This window comes from Limimaricola hongkongensis DSM 17492 (assembly GCF_000600975.2).
In the GTDB taxonomy this organism is placed as follows: Bacteria; Pseudomonadota; Alphaproteobacteria; order Rhodobacterales; family Rhodobacteraceae; genus Limimaricola; species Limimaricola hongkongensis.
Window position 1 is genome coordinate 234243 of the sequence record NZ_KK088650.1, and the last position, 19323, is coordinate 253565.

Annotated in this window: 18 protein-coding genes and 4 tRNA genes; 12 read left to right on the forward strand and 10 right to left on the reverse strand. The window is 67.9% G+C overall.

Features of this window, described 5'->3' with window-relative positions; translation table 11 throughout:
- The first annotated feature begins 1 nt into the window (after nucleotide 1).
- On the forward strand, nucleotides 2–1429 hold the full coding sequence (locus tag LOKHON_RS05780; protein WP_017928315.1) for a TRAP transporter large permease: 1428 nt from the start codon (nucleotides 2–4) through the stop codon (nucleotides 1427–1429).
- 69 nt (nucleotides 1430–1498) lie between these two features.
- Here LOKHON_RS05780 and tpiA read toward each other — a convergent pair whose 3' ends face one another.
- The 7 genes from tpiA to LOKHON_RS05815 form a co-directional block, all read right to left on the reverse strand.
- Nucleotides 1499–2248: a triose-phosphate isomerase gene (gene tpiA / locus LOKHON_RS05785; RefSeq protein WP_017928316.1), complete on the reverse strand. Its 750-nt coding sequence runs from the start codon at nucleotides 2246–2248 to the stop codon at nucleotides 1499–1501.
- A 119-nt stretch (nucleotides 2249–2367) separates the two neighbouring features.
- A complete protein-coding gene (locus tag LOKHON_RS05790; RefSeq protein ID WP_017928317.1) occupies nucleotides 2368–2748 on the reverse strand; it encodes a HesB/IscA family protein in 381 nt (126 codons plus the stop codon).
- Nucleotides 2749–2811: 63 nt separating this feature from the next.
- The gene (locus tag LOKHON_RS05795; protein ID WP_017928318.1) at nucleotides 2812–4473 is read right to left on the reverse strand and encodes a mechanosensitive ion channel family protein; all 1662 of its coding nucleotides are present in this window, start codon (nucleotides 4471–4473) and stop codon (nucleotides 2812–2814) included.
- 143 nt (nucleotides 4474–4616) lie between these two features.
- Nucleotides 4617–4973 (reverse strand): SUF system Fe-S cluster assembly protein, encoded by a 357-nt coding sequence (locus LOKHON_RS05800; protein ID WP_017928319.1) that lies wholly within the window; start codon nucleotides 4971–4973, stop codon nucleotides 4617–4619.
- Nucleotides 4974–5254: 281 nt separating this feature from the next.
- Nucleotides 5255–5677 (reverse strand): arsenate reductase (glutaredoxin), encoded by a 423-nt coding sequence (gene arsC, locus LOKHON_RS05805; protein WP_017928320.1) that lies wholly within the window; start codon nucleotides 5675–5677, stop codon nucleotides 5255–5257.
- A complete protein-coding gene (locus LOKHON_RS05810; protein ID WP_017928321.1) occupies nucleotides 5674–6348 on the reverse strand; it encodes an MIP/aquaporin family protein in 675 nt (224 codons plus the stop codon). Before LOKHON_RS05810 ends, arsC begins: the two co-directional genes overlap by 4 nt.
- On the reverse strand, nucleotides 6345–6662 hold the full coding sequence (locus tag LOKHON_RS05815) for an ArsR/SmtB family transcription factor (RefSeq protein ID WP_017928322.1): 318 nt from the start codon (nucleotides 6660–6662) through the stop codon (nucleotides 6345–6347). Before LOKHON_RS05815 ends, LOKHON_RS05810 begins: the two co-directional genes overlap by 4 nt.
- An 81-nt stretch (nucleotides 6663–6743) precedes the next feature.
- On the opposite strand from LOKHON_RS05815, the gene tgt reads away from it, so the two are divergent.
- The 4 genes from tgt to LOKHON_RS05835 all read left to right on the forward strand — a co-directional run bounded on the left by tgt (nucleotide 6744) and on the right by LOKHON_RS05835 (nucleotide 11940).
- Complete coding sequence (gene tgt, locus LOKHON_RS05820; RefSeq protein WP_026147456.1) at nucleotides 6744–7868, forward strand: tRNA guanosine(34) transglycosylase Tgt; 1125 nt, start codon at nucleotides 6744–6746, stop codon at nucleotides 7866–7868.
- 175 nt (nucleotides 7869–8043) lie between these two features.
- Nucleotides 8044–9141, forward strand: a complete 1098-nt coding sequence (locus LOKHON_RS05825; RefSeq protein ID WP_017928324.1) for an alkene reductase — start codon at nucleotides 8044–8046, stop codon at nucleotides 9139–9141.
- A 193-nt stretch (nucleotides 9142–9334) separates the two neighbouring features.
- Nucleotides 9335–11746 carry an endopeptidase La gene (lon, locus tag LOKHON_RS05830; RefSeq protein ID WP_017928325.1) on the forward strand — a complete coding sequence of 804 codons (2412 nt, stop codon included), beginning with the start codon at nucleotides 9335–9337 and terminating at the stop codon, nucleotides 11744–11746.
- Between the two features lie 119 nt (nucleotides 11747–11865).
- A tRNA-Val gene (locus LOKHON_RS05835) sits at nucleotides 11866–11940 on the forward strand.
- 40 nt (nucleotides 11941–11980) lie between these two features.
- On the opposite strand, the gene LOKHON_RS05840 is transcribed toward LOKHON_RS05835, so the two are convergent.
- Nucleotides 11981–12868 (reverse strand): 5'-methylthioadenosine/S-adenosylhomocysteine nucleosidase, encoded by an 888-nt coding sequence (locus LOKHON_RS05840; RefSeq protein WP_017928326.1) that lies wholly within the window; start codon nucleotides 12866–12868, stop codon nucleotides 11981–11983.
- A gap of 82 nt (nucleotides 12869–12950) precedes the next feature.
- Nucleotides 12951–13199, reverse strand: a complete 249-nt coding sequence (locus LOKHON_RS05845; RefSeq protein ID WP_017928327.1) for a hypothetical protein — start codon at nucleotides 13197–13199, stop codon at nucleotides 12951–12953.
- 80 nt (nucleotides 13200–13279) lie between these two features.
- On the opposite strand from LOKHON_RS05845, the gene soxR reads away from it, so the two are divergent.
- From soxR to LOKHON_RS05870, 5 genes are all read left to right on the forward strand, one after another.
- Nucleotides 13280–13747 carry a redox-sensitive transcriptional activator SoxR gene (gene soxR, locus LOKHON_RS05850; protein ID WP_026147457.1) on the forward strand — a complete coding sequence of 156 codons (468 nt, stop codon included), beginning with the start codon at nucleotides 13280–13282 and terminating at the stop codon, nucleotides 13745–13747.
- Nucleotides 13744–14340 carry a histidine phosphatase family protein gene (locus tag LOKHON_RS05855; protein ID WP_017928329.1) on the forward strand — a complete coding sequence of 199 codons (597 nt, stop codon included), beginning with the start codon at nucleotides 13744–13746 and terminating at the stop codon, nucleotides 14338–14340. The genes soxR and LOKHON_RS05855 overlap by 4 nt, the downstream gene beginning before the upstream one ends.
- 12 nt (nucleotides 14341–14352) lie before the next feature.
- A tRNA-Val gene (locus LOKHON_RS05860) sits at nucleotides 14353–14428 on the forward strand.
- Between the two features lie 210 nt (nucleotides 14429–14638).
- A tRNA-Asp gene (locus LOKHON_RS05865) sits at nucleotides 14639–14715 on the forward strand.
- Nucleotides 14716–14749: 34 nt separating this feature from the next.
- Nucleotides 14750–14826 (forward strand) — tRNA-Asp (locus LOKHON_RS05870).
- 212 nt (nucleotides 14827–15038) lie between these two features.
- On the opposite strand, the gene LOKHON_RS05875 is transcribed toward LOKHON_RS05870, so the two are convergent.
- Nucleotides 15039–16421: a M20/M25/M40 family metallo-hydrolase gene (locus tag LOKHON_RS05875; RefSeq protein ID WP_017928330.1), complete on the reverse strand. Its 1383-nt coding sequence runs from the start codon at nucleotides 16419–16421 to the stop codon at nucleotides 15039–15041.
- A 207-nt stretch (nucleotides 16422–16628) separates the two neighbouring features.
- On the opposite strand from LOKHON_RS05875, the gene hemA reads away from it, so the two are divergent.
- Nucleotides 16629–17852, forward strand: coding sequence for a 5-aminolevulinate synthase (hemA, locus tag LOKHON_RS05880; protein WP_017928331.1), 1224 nt, complete (start codon nucleotides 16629–16631; stop codon nucleotides 17850–17852).
- Nucleotides 17853–17975: 123 nt separating this feature from the next.
- Nucleotides 17976–19280, forward strand: coding sequence for a helix-turn-helix domain-containing protein (locus LOKHON_RS05885; RefSeq protein WP_017928332.1), 1305 nt, complete (start codon nucleotides 17976–17978; stop codon nucleotides 19278–19280).
- Nucleotides 19281–19323: the final 43 nt, after the last annotated feature.

Consider the following 19323-nt stretch of genomic DNA (forward strand, 5'->3'; position numbering starts at 1 on the left):
CATGGAAGTCGCAATCCTCTTCCTGATGATCGTCGGGCTGTTGCTGATCGGCGTGCCGATCGCCATCGCGCTGGGCCTGTCCTCGATCGTCTTCCAGCTCGTGTTCTCCGAAACCTCGCTCGCCTCGATCGCGCAGTCGCTCTATCAAGCCATGGCAGGGCATCCCTCGCTCTTGGCCATTCCCTTCTTCATCCTCGCCTCCTCCTTCATGTCGACGGGCGGCGTGGCGCAGCGGATCATCCGTTTTGCCATCGCCTGCGTCGGCCATTTCAAGGGCGGGCTCGCCATCGCGGGCGTGCTGGCCTGCATGATGTTCGCCGCCCTTTCGGGCTCCTCTCCGGCCACCGTGGTCGCGATCGGCTCCATCGTCATCGCGGCGATGCGGCAGGTGGGCTATACCCGCGAATTCGCCGCGGGCGTGATCTGCAACGCCGGCACGCTGGGCATCCTGATCCCGCCCTCGATCGTGATGGTGGTCTATGCCTCGGCCACCGACGTGTCGGTGGGCCGGATGTTCCTCGCCGGTGTCATCCCCGGCATCCTCGCGGGCGTGATGCTGATGATCACCATCTACGTGATGGCGCGGATCAAGGACATGCCCGCGGGCGACTGGCTCGGCTGGGGCGAAATCTGGGCCAGCTTCCGCGAGGCCTTCTGGGGCCTGTTCCTGATCGCGATCATCATGGGCGGCATCTATGGCCATCCGTGGGTCGATTTCTCGGGCGGCTTTCCGATCGTCTGGGCGCCGGGCGCCTTCACCCCGACCGAGGCCGCCGCCGTCGCCGCCGTCTATGCCTTTCTCGTGGCCACCTTCGTCTATCGCGACATGGGGCCGCTGGCAGCGAAGGCCGAGGGCGACCGCCCGACGCCGCTCTACCGCGCGCCATGGGCGCTGGTGACGGGCTTCGTGCACCGCGACACGCGCAAGACGCTGTTCGAGGCCGGCAAGCTGACCATCGTGCTGATGTTCATCATCGCCAACGCGCTGATCCTCAAGCACGTGCTGACCGACGAACAGATCCCGCAGCACATCGCCGAGGCGCTCTTGGGCGCCGGTCTCGGCCCGATCACCTTCCTGATCGTGGTCAACGTGATCCTGCTGATCGGCGGCCAGTTCATGGAGCCCTCGGGGCTTCTGGTGATCGTGGCGCCGCTCGTGTTCCCGATCGCGATCGAGCTGGGGATCGACCCGATCCATCTCGGCATCATCATGGTCGTCAACATGGAGATCGGCATGATCACGCCGCCCGTCGGCCTCAACCTCTTCGTCACCTCGGGCGTGGCGGGGATGTCGGTGATGGGCGTGGTGCGCGCGGCGCTGCCGTTCCTCGCGGTGCTCGCGGTGTTCCTGTTGATCGTGACCTACGTGCCGTGGATCTCCACCGCGCTGCCCAACGCCACGATGGGGCCGGAGATCATCGTCAACTGACGTCCCGGCCACCAGGAACGCGAAAGGGCGCCCCGCGGGGCGCCCTTTTTCATGTCCGGCAAAACCGTGTCAGACGGTGGATTCGAGCGCCGAGATGATCGGCGAGAAATCGGTGGATTTCAGGCTCGCCCCGCCGACCAGCGCGCCGTCGACATTCTCGACGGCAAAGATCTCGGCGGCGTTGTCGGGCTTGACCGAACCGCCATAGAGCAGGCGGATGCCGTTCCCGTCCTCGCCGAAGCGCTCGGCCAGCCTGGCGCGCAGCGCGCCGTGCACCTCGCCGATCTGCGCGGTCGAGGGCACCTTGCCGGTGCCGATCGCCCAGATCGGCTCGTAGGCGACGACGGTGTTGGCGGCGGTGGCGCCATCGGGCAGGGAGGCGGCGAGCTGGCCCGCCACCACGTCGAGCGTCTCGCCCGCCTCGCGCTGCGCGAGGCTTTCGCCAAGGCAGACGATCGCGGTGAGACCGGCCTTGTGCGCGGCCTCGGTCTTGGCGCGGACCATGTCGTCGGTCTCGCCGTGATCGGCGCGGCGCTCGGAATGGCCGGTGATCACGTAGCGCGCGCCCGCATCCTTGAGCATCTCGGCCGAGATGTCGCCGGTATGGGCGCCGCTTTCGGTGGCGTGGCAATCCTGCCCGCCGACGCGGATCGGCTGGCCGCCGAGCGAGAAGGCCATGCGCGAAACCAGCGTCGCGGGCGGGCAGACCACGATGTCGACGCGGGGTGCCGCCCACGCGATGCCCAGCGCCTCGATCTCCTTGAGATCGGCGTTGGTGCCGTTCATCTTCCAGTTTCCCGCGACCAGTTTGCGACCCATGTGCCGTCCTTTCCTGTGTGAAGAGTTGCGCCTGTGTAGACCAATTGCCGTTTGGGCAAAAGCCGAGGGGCCGGCCCCTCGCGGAACCGGCCCCCTCGAATGCCATGCGGCGGGCGGTCTCAGCCGATCCCGCGCTCCGCGGCCAGCTCGTTCACATCCTTGAACTTGATCGATTCGCCGCAGCCGCAGGCGTCCTCGACATTCGGGTTGCGGAACTTGAAGCCGCTTTCGAGCAGCGAGGTTTCATAGTCGATCTCGGTGCCGAACAGGAACATCTGCGCCATCGGCGCGATCATCACCCGCGCGCCGTCCTGCTCGACCGTCTCGTCATTGGGATCGGCGGCATCGACGTAATCCATGGTGTATTCCATGCCCGCGCAGCCGCCTTTCTTGAGACCGATGCGCAGCCCCGCATGGCCGCCCTTTTCCATCAGCCGGGCGATCTGCTTCGCGGCGGCGGGGGAAATGCTGACGGCCTGCTTGCCGGGAATCGAGAACATGCGTGCCTCCTGTTTGGGCTCGCCTTCTACATAAGGGCAGGGGGCGCGCGTCTCAAGCCGGGCTCAGGCGCTCTCTGCCGGGGTGGCCTGCGGGAACATCGAACGTCCCTGGCCTTCCAGCTCGGCCATCCGCTCCAGCAGCTTTTCGCGCATCGCGCAGGAGGTGGTCCACGAGCCGTTGGCATCGGCGCAGGCGGTGCAGAAGGTGACGGTCTTGCCGAACACGTCATGCCCGGTGGTCAGCACCATGTGGCTGTCGCGCTCGCCCAGGCCCTCGATCTCGCCTGAATCGACGAACTCGTAGAAGGCGATGCGCAGCGCCTCGACATCGGCGTCATGCGCCAGCCGGATCTCGACCTTGCGGATGATCGAGGGCTCGCGCATGGTCCAGTTCTCGAACGGTTCGGCCACGAATTCCGACACCGGCACCACGATCCGCGCGCCGGTCCAGCTTCGAAGCTGGACATAGGTGAAGTTGATCCGCTCCACGTTGCACCAGTAATCGCGGTAAAGCACCGTGTCGCCGATCTTGGCCGAGCGGTTCATCGCGATCTGCAGGCTCGACAGGATGTTGCCGAGGATGTGCCGCGCGGCAAAGCCCAACAGCAGCGTCAGCGCCCCCGCCGAGGCGAGGAAGGAAATGCCGAGCGCGCCGGTCAGGTTGGCCTCGGCCAGAACGATGCCGCCGCCGATCAGCGTGATCAGCACGATCAGGATGCGCCGCCCGGCGGCGAGACGGGTGGCGAGGTTGCGGCGGTTTTCCATGCTGGCGTCGAACAGCTGGTCGTCGTCGAAGGGCACGATGCGGTTGAGCACCGCGTCGACGCCGTTCAGCACGAAGATCACGGCGGCTGCGGTGAACCCCACCGCGATCAGCGGCGTCAGCACCGTGTCGATCCGGCCCGAGAAGACGAAGATGGCATCGGTGATCAGCATCACCGCCCCGGTCATCACCGCGAGGATGATCGGCATGCGGGTGGCGCGCAGGATATCGGTGAGCGAGCGCGAGCGCACCAGATGCGCGACCGCCGCCTGCGCCTGCCCGGTGAGCCAGCCGGCGAGACCGGCCAGCGCGAACATGATCGGCAGCCCGGCCAGTTCCCACCACATCAGCCCCCAGGCCACCTCGGCGCGCCAGCTGCCGGGAAGCTCTTCCTCGAGCCAGCTTGGCCCGTAGAGCGCGTGCATTTCCGGGATGTTGGCCACGGTCTGCCGCGAAAACACCCAGACCGGGTCGCCATCGGCTGGCTTGAGCCGGTTCAGGCGGATCGCCACGGGCCGGCCCGGAAGATCGACGAGATCGATCAGGATCGAACGCTGTGCCTGGCCCGCCACCGGGTTGTCGCTGCTGCCGCGCGCCTCGAGCGAGTCCGGGCGTTCGAGAAGCTCGGACCAGTTGATCACCGCCTTGCGGTCGAGCACCTGAACGAGATCCGCGGCAAGGCGGGGGCCGCGTTTTTCCTGCTCCTCGGGCGGAATGTCCGACAGGTCGAGCAGATGCGCCGCCGCCGCGCGCTCTCCCGCCGCCATGAGATCGAGCAGCGCCTCCATGGAGGATTGCGGCGTGGCGCGATCGAGACCGTCCGGCGGAGCGCCGAGCCCCTCGTTCAGGGTTTCGATCTCGAAATAGCCCGATCCGTCCTGCGCTGCGGCACCGCAGGCCGTGACGAGCCAGATCAGGGCGACGGCGATCAGGCGCCACGGGGCAATCGGCGTGTTCAACATGCGAAGGCAACAGGCCGGGGCGGTCGGGGTTCCCTGACATCGCATGCGATGTGCGGGCCCGTACCGCGCCGCACGCCTGTCACGGTCACGAAAAAGGGCGCCCGAAGGCGCCCCATGTCAGTCCGTTGCAAACGTCGCCGCGCTTACATGAAGCCCAGTTCGAGCCGCGCCTCGTCGGACATCATCTCCATGCCCCATTGCGGCTCCCAGACCAGCGCGACGTCGACCTGCTTGACGCCTGGCACGGCACCCACCGCGTCGGCGACCCAGCCCGGCATTTCGCCGGCGACGGGGCACCCCGGCGCGGTCAGCGACATCTTGATGTCGACCGCGCTCTCCTCGTCGATATGGATCGTGTAGATCAGGCCGAGATCATAGATGTTCACCGGGATCTCGGGATCGTAGACCGAGCGGCAGGCCTCGACGATCTGGTCGTAGAGCGCGTGGTCGGTCGTGGAGGGCGCGATCAGCGGCGTGCCTTCGAGTTGGGTGTCGGGCATGGGCTGTCCTTGGGCTGGAGCGGGGCGCGCTTTGGCGGCGCCGATACCTGAGCGATCATATAGGAAAAGAGGGGCACGGGGTAAAGGGCGGCGCGGCGGGACGGGATGTCGCGCATGGTGGCTGGTGGCGGGATCTGCGTATTTGGGGAATGGTGAAAGGGGATCGCGCCCCCCGGATGCGCGGCGCATGGATCATGGGCGCGCCGTGTTCCATTTCACCATTCTCCAAATACGCAAATCCGCCCGTTGCGGCCGGAGCCGCCGCCCGGGCCCCGAAGCGCTCAGCCGACGCGGCGCCCGTCGGCGTCGATCACCGGCGTCCCGTCTTCCTTGAAAAGCGGGCCGGGCGGCAGCGCGTCGAGCAGGTCGAGCACGGTTTCGGACGGGCGGCACAGCCGCACCCCCTTGGGGCTCGCGACGATGGGCCGGTTCACCAGCACCGGATGCGCGACCATGGCGTCGAGCAGCGCGTCGTCGCCGACGCTCTCGTCCAGCAGCCCAAGCTCGGCCGCGGGCGACTTCGAGGTCCTGAGCGCCGCCCGCGGGCTGAGACCGGCGGCGGCGAACAGGGCGAGAAGCTGCGGTTTCGTCCAGCCGGTGTCGAGATATTCGATCACGACCGGCTCCGTGCCCGAGGCGCGGATCAGGTCGAGCACGTTGCGCGAGGTGCCGCAATCGGGGTTGTGATGGATGACGATGCTCATGCGGAGGTCTCCTGTCGGGCGTTCGGGGCAAAGAGCCAGCCCGCCACCGCCACGCCGATCATCGCGCCCGCCAGCTGCGCCACGACGAAGCCGGGCAGGTCGAAGGGCCGGATGCCGGAAAAGGTGTCGGTGAAGCTGCGCGCGATGGCGACGGCGGGGTTGGCAAAGCTGGTCGAGGCGGTGAACCAGTAGGCGGCGGTGATGTAGAGCCCCACCAGCCACGGCACCGCGGCGGGCGCCTGCCGGACCCCGGCAAGGATGGTGAAGACGAGGCCGAAGGTCGCCACGATTTCCGCAAGCCATTGCGGCCCGCCGGTGCGGATCCTGGTCGCGGTCTGCAATACCGGCAGGTCGAACATCCCGTGCGCCAGCAGCGCCCCCGCGATGCCGCCCGCCACCTGCGCGAGGATATAGGGCGCGACCTCGCTCCACGGCGCCTGTCGGCGCACCGCGAAGGCCAGCGTCACGGCGGGGTTGAAATGCGCGCCCGAGATCGGCCCGAGACAGGTGATCAGCACCACGAGGATCGCCCCGGTGGGCAGCGTGTTGCCCAAGAGCGCCAGCGCCACGTCGTCGGTCAGGCTTTCGGCCATGATCCCCGAGCCGACCACCGCGCAGACCAGCAGGCCGGTGCCCAGCGCTTCGGCGAACAGACGGCGCGCGAGGCTCATGCTTCCGCTCCGGGGCGGCACAGCTCGGGCTGGCCGCCGCAGCAATCCTCGACGAGGAAATCCACCAGCGCGCCGACGCACTCCATCCGCGCGAAATAGCGGATGGAGCGGCCTTCGCGGCGGCTGTCGACCAGCCCGGCGCCGTGCAGCACCGACAGGTTGGCCGACATGGTGTTCTGCCGCGCGCCAAGCGCCTCGGCGATCTCGCCCGCGGCAAGCCCCGAAGGCCCCGCCTTGACCAGAAGCCGGAAGGCATCGAGCCGCGAAGGCTGGGCGAGGGCGGCGAGGGCCGTGATGGCGTCTGTCTGTTCCATGAATCTGGAATTATCGATATGATAGGCCCCCGTCAAGCCATGCCGATTGCGCGGCGCCGCGTTGGGCGCTATCGCCGGACCATGAGCTTTTCCTTTTCCCTGAACGCCACCGATGGCGCCGCCCGCACCGGGGTCATCTCGACCCCGCGCGGCGAGATCCGCACCCCCGCCTTCATGCCGGTCGGCACCGCCGCCACCGTCAAGGCGATGATGCCCGACAGCGTGCGCCAGACCGGCGCCGACATCCTTCTGGGCAACACCTATCATCTGATGCTGCGCCCGACGGCCGAACGGATCGACCGGCTCGGGGGGCTGCACAGGTTCATGAACTGGGATCGGCCGATCCTCACGGATTCGGGTGGATTCCAGGTGATGAGCCTGGCGTCCCTGCGCAAGCTCACCGAGCGCGGCGTCACCTTCAAGAGCCATATCGACGGCTCCAAGCACGAGATCACGCCCGAACGCTCGATGGAGATCCAGAAGCTTCTGGGCTCCGACATCGTCATGGCCTTCGACGAATGCCCGGCGCTTCCGGCGGATCGCGAGCGGATCGCGGAGTCGATGCGGTTGTCGATGCGCTGGGCGCAGCGCAGCCGCGACGCCTTTGGCGACCGGCCCGGCCACGCGCTGTTCGGCATCCAGCAGGGCGGTCTGGAGCCGGATCTGCGCGAGGAGAGCGCCGAGAAGCTGCGCGAGATCGGCTTTGAGGGCTACGCCGTGGGCGGGCTCGCGGTGGGCGAGGGGCAGGAGGCGATGTTCGGCTGTCTCGATTACGCGCCCGGCCAACTGCCCGAAGACAAGCCGCGCTATCTCATGGGGGTGGGCAAGCCCGACGACATCGTCGGCGCCGTCAAGCGCGGCATCGACATGATGGATTGCGTGCTGCCGTCGCGATCGGGGCGGACGGGGCAGGCCTGGACCCGGCGCGGGCAGGTCAATTTGCGCAATGCCCGCCATGCCGACGATCCGCGTCCCCTGGATGAAGACTGCACCTGCCCGGCCTGCCGCAACTACAGCCGCGCCTATCTGCACCATGTCGTGCGCAGCCAAGAGATGATCGCGGGCATGCTGCTGACATGGCACAATCTGCATTACTACCAGGAGCTGATGGGCGGGATGCGCGATGCCATCGCGGATCACGATTTCGAAGGCTTCGAGGCGCGGTTTCACGCCCGGCGCGCCGAGGGGGATATCGAGCGGCTCTAGGGCAGGGACGGGATTTGCGTATTTTTTGAATGGTGAAAGGGGATGCCGGCGGGCCATCGTCGCCGGTTCCTCCGCCTGTGGTGCGCGGACGCACAGCAATCCGCGCGAAGCCTCCGTCTTGCGGCGCTGCAGCGACGGCATAGCTCGGGTCCAACCTTTTCACGAGGATCCGAGAATGACCGACAAGCTGTTCACCCCCGGCACGCTGGGCGACGTCGAGCTGAAGAACCGCGTCCTGATGGCGCCGCTGACCCGCAACCGCGCCAGCCGCGAGGGCGACGCGCCCTACGACATCCATGTCGAATATTACCGCCAGCGCGCGGGCGCGGGGCTCATCATCACCGAGGCCACGCAGATCACCCCCGAGGGCAAGGGCTATATCCAGACCCCCGGCATCTACAGCCGCGAACAGATCGACGGTTGGAAGCGGGTCGTGGACGCCGTGCATGGCGAGGGCGGCAAGATCGCCCTGCAGCTGTGGCATGTGGGCCGGATCAGCCATGTCTCGCTGCAGGAAAACGGCCAGAAACCGGTCGCGCCCTCGGCGATCAAGGCCGAGGCGCAGACCGTGACCGAAGAGGGCTTCGTCGACGTGTCCGAACCGCGCGCTCTGGAGACCGGCGAAATGCCGCGGCTCGTGGAGGATTACCGCCGCGCGGCGCAGAACGCGCGCGAGGCGGGCTTCGACATGGTCGAGATCCACGCCGCCAACGGCTATTTGCTCGACCAGTTCATCCGCGACGGCGCCAACAAGCGCGACGACGCCTATGGCGGCAGCCCCGAGAACCGCGCGCGGCTGATCCTCGAGGTGGTCGACGCGGTGGTCGAGGTCTATGGCGCCGGGCGCACCGGCATCCGCCTGTCGCCGCTGATCGAGGTGGCCGGGCTGAGCGACAGCGACCCGATGTCGGTCTATGGCTATCTCATCCCCGAGCTGAGCCGGCGCGGCATCGCCTATGTCCACATGGTGGAGCCGGGCACGCAGGGCGATCTCGACCAGGATCTCGGGCACAAGACCGCGCAGCTGCGCGAGCTGTTCGACGGCGCCTACATCGCCAATGCCGGCTATGGGCGCGACAGCGCGATCCGCGTCACGAACAGCGGGCAGGCCGATTTCGTGGCCTTCGGGCGGCCCTATATCGCCAACCCCGATCTGGCGCGGAGGCTGGAGATCGACGCCGAGCTGAACGAGGGCGACCAGTCGACCTATTACGGCGGCGGCGTCGAGGGCTATCTCGATTATCCGACGCTCGAACAGCAAAAAGCCGCCTGACCGATCACCGGGCGGGCGGGGCATCGCGCCTTGCCCGCCCCCGCTCCGCCGGGCACATTGCCGCGAGAGCCGCGCGACACGCGCTTGAACTGGCCGGTCGGTTCACCCAAGTAACACCCCGGACAGGAGACGGTCACAAGGCTGCCGCACAGCGGGGTCAGACCGTCTTGCCAAGAACAAGGATACAAAGAGCATGCAAGAGTCCCTCAGCCCCTCCTACCCGGTGCTGCCTCTGCGCGACATCGTGGTGTTCCCGCACATGATCGTGCCGCTCTTCGTGGGCCGCGAGAAATCGGTGCGCGCGCTGGAAGAGGTCATGGCCGATGACAAGCAGATCCTGCTGTCGAGCCAGGTCGATCCCGGCGTCGACGAGCCGAGCTCGGAGGGCATCTACAAGGCCGGCGTGCTGGCGAACGTGCTGCAGCTTCTGAAGCTGCCCGACGGCACCGTGAAGGTGCTGGTCGAAGGCAAGACGCGGGTGCGCATCACCGAGTTCGTCGACAATGACAGCTTCTTCGAGGCCCGCGCCGAATACCTGACCGAGACGCCCGGCGACCGCGACATCGTCGCCGCGCTGGTGCAGAGCGTCGCGCAGGAATTCGAGCGCTATTCGAAGATCCGCAAGAACATCCCCGAGGAGGCGCTTTCGGCCGTCACCGAGGCGAGCGATCCCGACAAGCTGGCCGACCTCGTCGCCGGTCATCTCGGCATCGACGTGAAGCAAAAGCAGGATCTCTTGGAGACGCTCGACATCGGCGAGCGGCTGGAGAAGGTCTATGGCCTGATGCAGGGCGAGATGTCGGTGCTGCAGGTCGAGAAGAAGATCAAGACCCGCGTCAAGAGCCAGATGGAGAAGACCCAGCGCGAATATTACCTGAATGAGCAGATGAAGGCCATTCAGAAGGAGCTGGGCGACGGCGAGGAGGGCGAAGGCGAGGTCGCCGAGCTCGAAAAGCGCATCGAGGAGACCAAGCTTTCGGACGAGGCGCGCGAAAAGGCGCAGGCCGAGCTCAAGAAGCTCAAGAACATGAGCCCGATGTCCGCCGAAGCCACGGTCGTGCGCAACTATCTCGACTGGCTGCTCTCGATCCCGTGGAACGCGCCCTCGCGCACGAAAAAGGATCTCGGCCACGCCCAGAAGGTGCTCGACGACGACCATTTCGGCCTCGAGAAGGTCAAGGAGCGGATCGTCGAATACCTCGCCGTGCAGCAGCGCTCGAAGAAGCTGAAGGGGCCGATCATGTGCCTCGTCGGCCCGCCGGGCGTCGGCAAGACCTCGCTCGGCAAATCGGTCGCGAAATCGACGGGGCGCGAGTTCATCCGCATCAGCCTTGGCGGCGTGCGGGACGAGTCCGAGATCCGCGGTCACCGCCGGACCTATATCGGCTCCATGCCGGGCAAGATCATCCAGGCGCTGAAGAAGGCCAAGACCTCGAACCCGCTGATCCTGCTCGACGAGATCGACAAGATGGGGCAGGACTTCCGCGGCGATCCGGCGAGCGCGATGCTCGAGGTGCTCGATCCCGAGCAGAACGGCACCTTCGTCGATCATTACCTCGAGGTCGAATACGACCTGTCGAACGTGATGTTCCTGACCACGGCGAACTCCTACAACATGCCGGGGCCGCTTCTGGACCGGATGGAGATCATCAGCCTCGCGGGCTACACCGAGGAAGAAAAGCGCGAGATCGCGCGCCAGCACCTGCTGCCCAAGGTTCTCAAGAACCACGGGCTGAAGGACAAGGAGTTCGCGATCGACGACGCGGCGCTCACCGAGATGGTGCGCACCTATACCCGCGAAGCCGGCGTGCGGAACCTCGAGCGCGAGCTGTCGAAGATCGCCCGCAAGGCGGTGACCAAGATCGTCCGCAAGGAGGTTACCTCGGTCGAGGTGACGCCTGCGAATCTCGACGACTTTCTCGGCGTGAAGCAGTTCCGCTACGGGCTGGCCGAGAAGGAGGACCAGGTCGGCGTCGTCACGGGTCTGGCCTGGACATCGGTGGGCGGCGACCTGCTGCACATCGAGGCGCTCAAGCTGCCGGGCAAGGGCCGGATGAAGACCACCGGCAAGCTCGGCGACGTGATGAAGGAATCGATCGACGCGGCGTCGAGCTACGTGCGCTCGATCAGCCCGCAGATCGGGGTGAAACCGCCGCGCTTCGACCGGATGGACATCCACGTCCACGTCCCGGACGGGGCGACCCCGAAGGACGGGCCCTCGGCCGGTCTCGCCATGGTGACCTCGATCGTGTCGGTGCTGACCGGGATTCCGATCCGCAAGGACATCGCCATGACCGGCGAGGTGAGCTTGCGCGGCAACGCCATGCCGATCGGCGGTCTGAAGGAAAAGCTGCTCGCCGCGCTTCGGGGCGGCATCAAGACGGTGCTGATCCCGGAGGAGAACGAGAAGGATCTCGCCGAGATCCCCGACGTGGTGAAGCAGGGGCTGGAGATCATCCCCGTGACCCACGTGTCCGAGGTGCTCAAGCACGCGCTGGTGCGCCAGCCCGAGCCGATCGAGTGGGACGAGGAGGCCGAAGAGGCCGCCGCCGCCGCCCGTGCGCTCGAAGGCCGCGATGGCACCGGCAGCACGGCCCATCACTGAGCCGCCGCCATGATGCGACGGGAAAGGGCGCCCCTCGGGGCGCCCTTTTCGTTTTTCGCCAGATTGCCGCAGGGGAGGTCTTGCGCCCTGCGCCGCGGGGCGCTAAACGACGCGCCAACGGGTGATTAGCTCAGTGGTAGAGCGCTTCGTTCACATCGAAGATGTCAGGGGTTCAAATCCCTTATCACCCACCATGATACGGAAGGCGCGCCCATCGGGCGCGCCTTTTGCGTTTCACCCCTGCGGCACCCGCGCCAGCACCGCGCGCATCAGCCGCGCCGAATTGGTCGCCGCCACCGACAGGAAGGCCGCGATCTCGTTTTCGCCGTCGCCGCCGCCCGCGAGGTCTGACAGCGACCGAAACGCGATGAAGGGCACGGCGTTGGCATAGGCCACCTGCGCGACGCTGGCGCTCTCCATGTCGAGCACGCGGGCCTCGAACATCTCGAAGGCGTGGTCACGAAAGCCGGCATTGTCCATGAAGACCGGCCCCGAGACGCCATTGCCGCCGATCACCACCTGCGGCGCGGTCTCGCCGACCTGTTCGAGCACGACGCCCTGGGCCGCCGCCTGCGCAATCTCCATCAGCGCCGGGTCGCTGTCGAACCAGAACCGGCTTTCGGGCGCATGGCCGCCCGGCGGTACCACGTCGACGCCGCGCGTGTGGATCATGCCGTAATTGGCCACCGGCGCGCCCATCCAGCCGGGCAGCGCGTAGCCCTGCGCCGTCTCGCGGGCAAACGCCCCTTCGAGGTAATGCGCCCAGCGTTCGGCTACCACCACGTCGCCGATGCCGAGGCTCGGGTCGACGCCGCCGGCGATGCCGGAAAACAGGATCGCGGTGACGTTGAAATGATCGAGCGCGGCTTGCGTCGTCATCGCGGCGTTGACCATCGAGATGCCCGACAGGAACAGCACCACCTCGCGCCCTTCGAGCCGCCCGGTCAGGTAGGTCGCAGGCCCGATGCGCCGAGTTTCGGGCGCCTCCAGCGCGGCTTCGAGAAGCGCGATCTCGGGCGCAAAGGCCGAGATCACCGCGATTCGCGGCAGGCGGTCGGGCGGCGCCGAGGTCAGGGGCTGCGCCTGCGCGATGGCGTCTGCGCCGAGGGGGAACTGGGTCATGCGAACTCCGCGATGCTGGTCGGTCGGCCCAGCTACGGCGCGCGGGCGGCGCGCGTCCAGCCCCCGCGCACGCCGCGGCCCGTCAGAAAAGCCGCCCGCCCGGTCCCGCCAGCCGCTTGCAGGGATCGGCGTCGGGCTCCAGCCCGATGTCGCGCGCGAGGTGCCGGTTCAAACGCAGCTCGCGCAGCCGCAGCACCTGCTGGGCGTGACGCATCGATTGCAGCTCGTCGCACAGCGCGGCGTCATGCGGGTCACGGGCGCGGCCACGGGGCGCGAACACCCCGGCAAGGCGGCGCAGTGGGTGGAACGGGCGGGGCAGGGTCATCGTCATGGTCTTGGCTCCTCGGAGGCTTGCGATTCCGCTTGGGAGCCCTCAACCTGCGACCTCAAGTAAGGTTGAGGTCAAGCGTCATGCCGAGAAAACCCGTCCCCTCCGATCTCAGCGTCGGGCAGATGGCCGCGCGCGCCGGGGTGCCGGTTTCGACGCTGCATTACTACGAGGCCGAGGGGCTGATCCGCAGCTGGCGCACGGAGGCCAATCACCGCCGTTATGACCGGCGCGAGCTGCGCCGCGTGGCGATCGTCAAGGTGGCGCAATCGGTGGGCGTGCCTTTGTCCGAGGTGCGGGCGGTGCTCGACCGCCTGCCGCGCGACCGCGCCGTGTCGGCGCGCGACTGGGCCGAGGCCGCGGCGCCGTGGCGCGCGCTGCTCGACGAACGGATCGCGCTGATGACCCGGCTACGCGACCAGATGGGGCATTGCATCGGCTGCGGCTGCCTGTCGCTCGATGCCTGTCCGCTTTATAACGGCGAGGATCGGCTGGGCCGCTTTGGCCCCGGCCCGCGCCGCTGGACCGGCGGCAGGGGAGAGCGCGCGTGAGACTGCCCGAGATCTACGTGTTGCGGCATGGCGAGACCGAGTGGAACCGCGCGCGGCGGATGCAAGGCGGGTTCGATTCGCAGCTGACCGAAACGGGCCGGGCGCAGGCCCGCGCCATGGGCCGGATGCTGGCCGCGCGCGGCGTCGATGCGGCGAGCCACCGATTGCTGTCTTCGCCGCAGGGCCGCGCCGTGGAGACCGCGCGCCTTGCCTTCGGCGTAGCACCCGAGCCCGATCCCCGGCTGCGCGAGATCGCCATGGGCGATTGGTCCGGGCTTGAGCGGGCCGAGATCGATGCGCGCTGGCCCGGCCCGCCGGGCGAGCATTTCATCGATTTCTACGCCCGCGCCCCGAACGGCGAGGGATTCGCCGCGCTCTGGGCGCGCTGCGCCGATCTTCTGGCCGATCTCGACCGGCCCGCGATTCTCGTGACCCACGGCATGACCTCGCGGGTGCTGCGCACCATCGCGACGGGCGGCACGCGCGCCGATCTGGCGCGGCTGCCCGGCGGGCAGGGGGTGGTGTTTCGTTTGAAACAAGGGCGGCACGAGCGGCTCGTGGCCCCACTTGCAGCCGGGCAGGCGGGCCGCTAAACGGAACCGCGCGGGTGGTTAGCTCAGTTGGTAGAGCGCTTCGTTTACACCGAAGATGTCGGGGGTTCGAGCCCCTCACCACCCACCATCCCTTTCAGCTCCTTCTGCCAAGCCGCCGGGGTCGCGACGCGATTGCGGCGCTGCTTTCGTGGCGTCTTCCCCCTGTCCGGGGTCTTGCCCCGAGGTCAGGGCAAACAATCTCGCAAAGGGGGCGATTTTGCACGGATCGGCGCTTGACGCCCCCCGCCACTGTGCCTAGAACCCGCCTCACGTTCGGTGCTACCGGACGACGAGATGCGCGGTTGTAGCTCAGTTGGTTAGAGTACCGGCCTGTCACGCCGGGGGTCGCGGGTTCGAGCCCCGTCAACCGCGCCATTCTCGTTCGTTCCAGATGCTCCGGGCCTTGTGCGCGGTTGTAGCTCAGTTGGTTAGAGTACCGGCCTGTCACGCCGGGGGTCGCGGGTTCGAGCCCCGTCAACCGCGCCACTAGACGCCATCACGGCCCCGCCGCTCATTCGAGCGCGGGGCCGTATGCGTTTCGACGCCATTCGCGATCTCATGCGGCGCGCGGGCCGATGCCGTTGGATCCGCGTATTTTCGGAATGGTGAAACGAGAGCGCGCGCGCATCCTTCACCATTCTCCAAATACGCATGGCGACCGGCGGGCCGCCTTGCGCGCCGGTTCCGTCCCCTCGCGCTCAGCCCCGCTCGGCCAGTACCGCGAGGATTCGCGCCCAGGAGCGGATGCCCTTGTGAAAGCTGCGCAGGTCGTATTTCTCGTTCGGGCTGTGGATCAGGTCGTCGTCATTGGCAAAGCCGACCAGCATCGAATCCATGCCCAGCTCGGTCTTGAAATACCCCGCGATCGGGATGGAGCCGCCCGCGCCGACAAAGGCCGCCGGGTTGGGCCACTCGGCGCTGAGCGCCTGCCGCGCCGTCTCGAAGGCCGGGTCGTCGGTCGCCATGACGCTGGCCGGCGCGGCGCCATGGCCATAAAAGTCGACCGTGCAATCGGGCGGCAGCATCGATTGCACATGGGCGCGGAACGCCGCGCGGATCTTCTGCGGATCCTGCTGCCCCACGAGGCGAAAGCTGATCTTGGCGCTGGCCTGGCTTGGCAGCACGGTCTTGAAGCCCGCCCCCGCATAGCCGCCCGCGATGCCGTTCACCTCGCAGGTCGGGCGCGCCCAGATCATCTCGAGCGCGGTGCGGTCGGCTTCGCCCGCCGGGTGGCTCAGCCCGACACCGCCGAGAAAGGCGCCCTCGTCGAAGCCCAGGCCCTCCCACTGGGCGCGCAGCTCGGGCGTGATCTCGGGCACGCCGTCGTAAAAGCCGGGCAGGGTGACGCGGCCATGATCGTCGTGCAGCGCCGCGATGATCCGCGCCAGCACCCGGATCGGGTTGACCGCCGGGCCGCCATAGGCGCCCGAATGCAGGTCGCGGTCGGGGCCGGTGATGACGATCTCCTCGCCCACGAGCCCGCGCAGCATGGTGGTGATCGCGGGGGTGTCGCGGTCGAACAGCCCGGTGTCGCAGATCAGCGCGAGATCGGCGCGCAGCGCGTCGGCATTCTCGCGCAAAAACGGCACCAGCGAGGGCGAGCCGGATTCCTCTTCGCCCTCGAACAGGATCGAGACCCGCGCGGGGAGCTGCCCATGCACCGCGACCCAGGCGCGGCAGGCCTCGACGAAGGTCATCAGCTGACCCTTGTCGTCGCTCGCGCCGCGGCCGCGGATGACGCGGCCCGCGGGCGTGTCCTCGACCGAAGGTTCGAAGGGCGGGGTTTTCCACAATTCCAGCGGGTCGGCGGGCTGCACGTCGTAATGGCCGTAGAACAGCAGCTGCGGGCCGTTCTCGCCCATGTTGCCGGTGACCATCGGGTGGCCGGGCGTGTCGCGCCGCGCCGCGTTCGAAAAGCCGATCGATCGCAGGTCATCGACCAGCCAGTCGGCGGCGGCGCGGCAATCGTCGCGGTTGGCCGGATCGGTCGAGATCGAAGGGATCCGCATGAGCGCCATCAGCCGCGCGGTCGCGGCCTCGAGATCGGCGTCGATGCGGGCAAGGACGGGGTCGAGTGTCATGGGAACTCCTGCTATGCTTGGCCGCAGACTGGCCGTGCCGCGTGGCCCTGTCCAGCATTCGGGCAGCCTTGCGGCCCGTGCAGGGCCAATATGCGGCAGGGTGGCAAATTGTAGCGTGTTCTCCGGGCGCAAGATTGCCTATATGCCAGCCAACGGCCAAATGCCGGGGCCGTGCCGCCCCGTGAGACGAAAAGGGGAAGGATGCCCGTGGATTACGAAGCAGGGCTCGACGCCGCCATCGGCAAGCTGCACAGCGAAGGCCGCTACCGCACCTTCATCGACATCGCCCGTCGCAAGGGCCAGTTCCCGCACGCCACATGGCACAAGCCGGACGGCACCGAGGCGCCGGTCACGGTCTGGTGCGGCAACGACTATCTCGGCATGGGCCAGCATCCGGTCGTGCTTTCGGCGATGCACGAGGCGCTCGACGCGGTCGGCGCGGGGTCGGGCGGCACGCGCAACATCTCCGGCACCACGGTCTATCACAAGCGGCTCGAGGCCGAGCTTGCGGATCTGCATGGCAAGGAGGCGGCGCTTTTGTTCACCTCCGCCTACATCGCCAACGACGCGACGCTGTCGACGCTGCCGCGGCTGTTTCCGGGGCTGATCATCTATTCCGACGCGCTCAACCACGCCAGCATGATCGAGGGCGTGCGCCGCAATGGCGGCGCCAAGCGCATCTTCCGGCACAACGACGTGGCGCATCTGCGCGAGCTTCTGGAGGCCGACGATCCCGACGCGCCCAAGCTGATCGCCTTCGAGAGCGTCTATTCGATGGATGGCGATTTCGGACCCATCGCCGAGATCTGCGATCTCGCCGAGGAGTTCGGCGCGCTCACCTATATCGACGAGGTGCACGCGGTCGGCATGTATGGCCCGCGCGGCGGCGGCGTCAGCGAACGCGACGGGCTCGCCCATCGGATCGACCTGATCAACGGCACGCTGGGCAAGGCGTATGGCGTGATGGGCGGCTATGTCGCCGCCTCGGCCAAGATGGTCGACGCGGTGCGCTCCTATGCGCCGGGCTTCATCTTCACCACCTCGCTGCCGCCGGCGGTGGCGGCGGGTGCTGCGGCGAGCGTCGCGCATCTCAAGACCGATCAGCTTCTGCGCGAGCGCCACCAGACCCAGGCGAAGATCCTCAAGACCCGGCTGCGGGCGCTGGGCCTGCCGGTCATCGACCATGGCAGCCACATCGTTCCGGTGATGGTCGGCGATCCGGTCCACACCAAGCTGATCTCTGACATGCTGCTTGCCGATTACGGTATCTACGTGCAGCCGATCAATTTTCCGACCGTGCCGCGCGGCACCGAACGGCTGCGCTTCACCCCGTCGCCGGTGCATGGGCCGTCCGAAATGGACGCGCTGGTGCGGGCGCTCGACGGGCTGTGGTCCCATTGTGCGCTAAATCGCGCCGAATTGACGGGGTAACCATATCTCACGGTGCGGTGCGTCGAGCCCCGTGCTACACTGAACCCCAAGACCTCTCGGGAGTTGTATGAAAAGACAGCCCCGGCAGGTCATCGGGGGCGGGCAGAGACGGGATAACTCGATATGATCGGGCGGAGCTTCAGGCGTGCCAACGCCGCGGAAGAGGCCGAAGCCAAGGGCTTCGATGCCTTCGAATTGCGTCTGGGCGACCTGATGCGCGGCGAACGCGCGACCATGGGCAAGAGCCTGCTCGACGTGCAGCGCGAGCTCAAGATCAAGGCCGCCTATATCGCCGCCATCGAGAACTCCGACCCCGGCGCCTTTGACACGCCCGGCTTCATCGCCGGTTATGTGCGCTCCTATGCGCGCTATCTCGGCATGGATCCCGACACCACCTACGAGACCTTCTGCCGCGAATCCGGGTTCACCACCGCGCATGGCATGTCCGCCGCCGCCTCGATCGTGCGGCCCGACCGCGCGGTGCAGAGCACCAGCCTCGGCAAGGACATCTTTTCCGACTCCGCGACCCCCTTTTTGCCGCCGGCCGAGCGTATCCTCGCGGGATTCGAGCCGCGCGCGCTCGGCTCGGTGGCGGTGCTGCTCTTGCTGATGGGCGGTCTGGGCTATGGCGGCTGGTCGGTGCTGCAGGAGGTGCAGAAGGTGCGTCTCGCGCCGGTGGAGCAGACGCCCGCGATCCTCGCGCAGGTCGACCCGCTCGCCGGGGGCGGACGCCCCGAGACCGGGGCGGCGGGCGCGACCGAAATGGCCGCGCTGGCCCCCGCCGCGCCCGAGGCGCTCGACCGGCTCTACCGGCCGCAGGCGCTCGACGTGCCGGTCATGACCCCGCGCGACGGCCCGATCGCCGCGCTGGTGACCCAGCCGCGCCACCCCGGTCAGGACGCGCCGCAGGTCCAACTGGCCTCGGCCGGCGGCGATGCTGACACCGATGACGCCTCCGACCGTGAGCCGAGCCCGATGCTCGCCGCGCTCGACGCCGTCGAGACGCCCGCCGTGTCCATTCCCGACGACATCGCCCTTGCGCTGGCCGAGGCGGGCGTCGACGCGCCGGCCGTGCGCGTGACCGAGGACCCGGCCCCGACCGTCAGGATGGTCGCGGTGCGCCCGGCCTGGGTGCGGGTGAAATCCGCCGATGGCACGACGCTGTACGAAGGCATCATGAATGGCGGCGATTCGTGGGAGGTGCCCGCGCTCGAGGACGCGCCGTCGCTGCGCGTCGGCGAATCCGGCGCCGTCTATTTCGCGGTGGCGGGCCAGCATTACGGCCCGGTCGGCGATACCGGCACCGTGACCTCGAATGTGGGCTTGTCGGTGGACAATCTGACCACCAGCTATCAGGTTGCCGATCTGGAGCGCGACTCCGACCTGGCAGAGCTGGTCCGGGTCGCCGAGGCCGCCCCCACCGAATGACGCCGCGCCGGCCCCGCGCCCCGCGGCCCTGAACCGCGAGAGG

Coding starts and splice junctions, on each gene's coding strand:
- LOKHON_RS05780 (WP_017928315.1), top strand. CDS start 2: ATGGAAGTCGCAATCCTCTTCCTGATGATCGTCGGGCTGTTGCTGATC.
- tpiA (WP_017928316.1), bottom strand. CDS start 2,248: ATGGGTCGCAAACTGGTCGCGGGAAACTGGAAGATGAACGGCACCAAC.
- LOKHON_RS05790 (WP_017928317.1), bottom strand. CDS start 2,748: ATGTTCTCGATTCCCGGCAAGCAGGCCGTCAGCATTTCCCCCGCCGCC.
- LOKHON_RS05795 (WP_017928318.1), bottom strand. CDS start 4,473: ATGTTGAACACGCCGATTGCCCCGTGGCGCCTGATCGCCGTCGCCCTG.
- LOKHON_RS05800 (WP_017928319.1), bottom strand. CDS start 4,973: ATGCCCGACACCCAACTCGAAGGCACGCCGCTGATCGCGCCCTCCACG.
- arsC (WP_017928320.1), bottom strand. CDS start 5,677: ATGAGCATCGTCATCCATCACAACCCCGATTGCGGCACCTCGCGCAAC.
- LOKHON_RS05810 (WP_017928321.1), bottom strand. CDS start 6,348: ATGAGCCTCGCGCGCCGTCTGTTCGCCGAAGCGCTGGGCACCGGCCTG.
- LOKHON_RS05815 (WP_017928322.1), bottom strand. CDS start 6,662: ATGGAACAGACAGACGCCATCACGGCCCTCGCCGCCCTCGCCCAGCCT.
- tgt (WP_026147456.1), top strand. CDS start 6,744: ATGAGCTTTTCCTTTTCCCTGAACGCCACCGATGGCGCCGCCCGCACC.
- LOKHON_RS05825 (WP_017928324.1), top strand. CDS start 8,044: ATGACCGACAAGCTGTTCACCCCCGGCACGCTGGGCGACGTCGAGCTG.
- lon (WP_017928325.1), top strand. CDS start 9,335: ATGCAAGAGTCCCTCAGCCCCTCCTACCCGGTGCTGCCTCTGCGCGAC.
- LOKHON_RS05840 (WP_017928326.1), bottom strand. CDS start 12,868: ATGACCCAGTTCCCCCTCGGCGCAGACGCCATCGCGCAGGCGCAGCCC.
- LOKHON_RS05845 (WP_017928327.1), bottom strand. CDS start 13,199: ATGACGATGACCCTGCCCCGCCCGTTCCACCCACTGCGCCGCCTTGCC.
- soxR (WP_026147457.1), top strand. CDS start 13,280: ATGCCGAGAAAACCCGTCCCCTCCGATCTCAGCGTCGGGCAGATGGCC.
- LOKHON_RS05875 (WP_017928330.1), bottom strand. CDS start 16,421: ATGACACTCGACCCCGTCCTTGCCCGCATCGACGCCGATCTCGAGGCC.
- LOKHON_RS05885 (WP_017928332.1), top strand. CDS start 17,976: ATGATCGGGCGGAGCTTCAGGCGTGCCAACGCCGCGGAAGAGGCCGAA.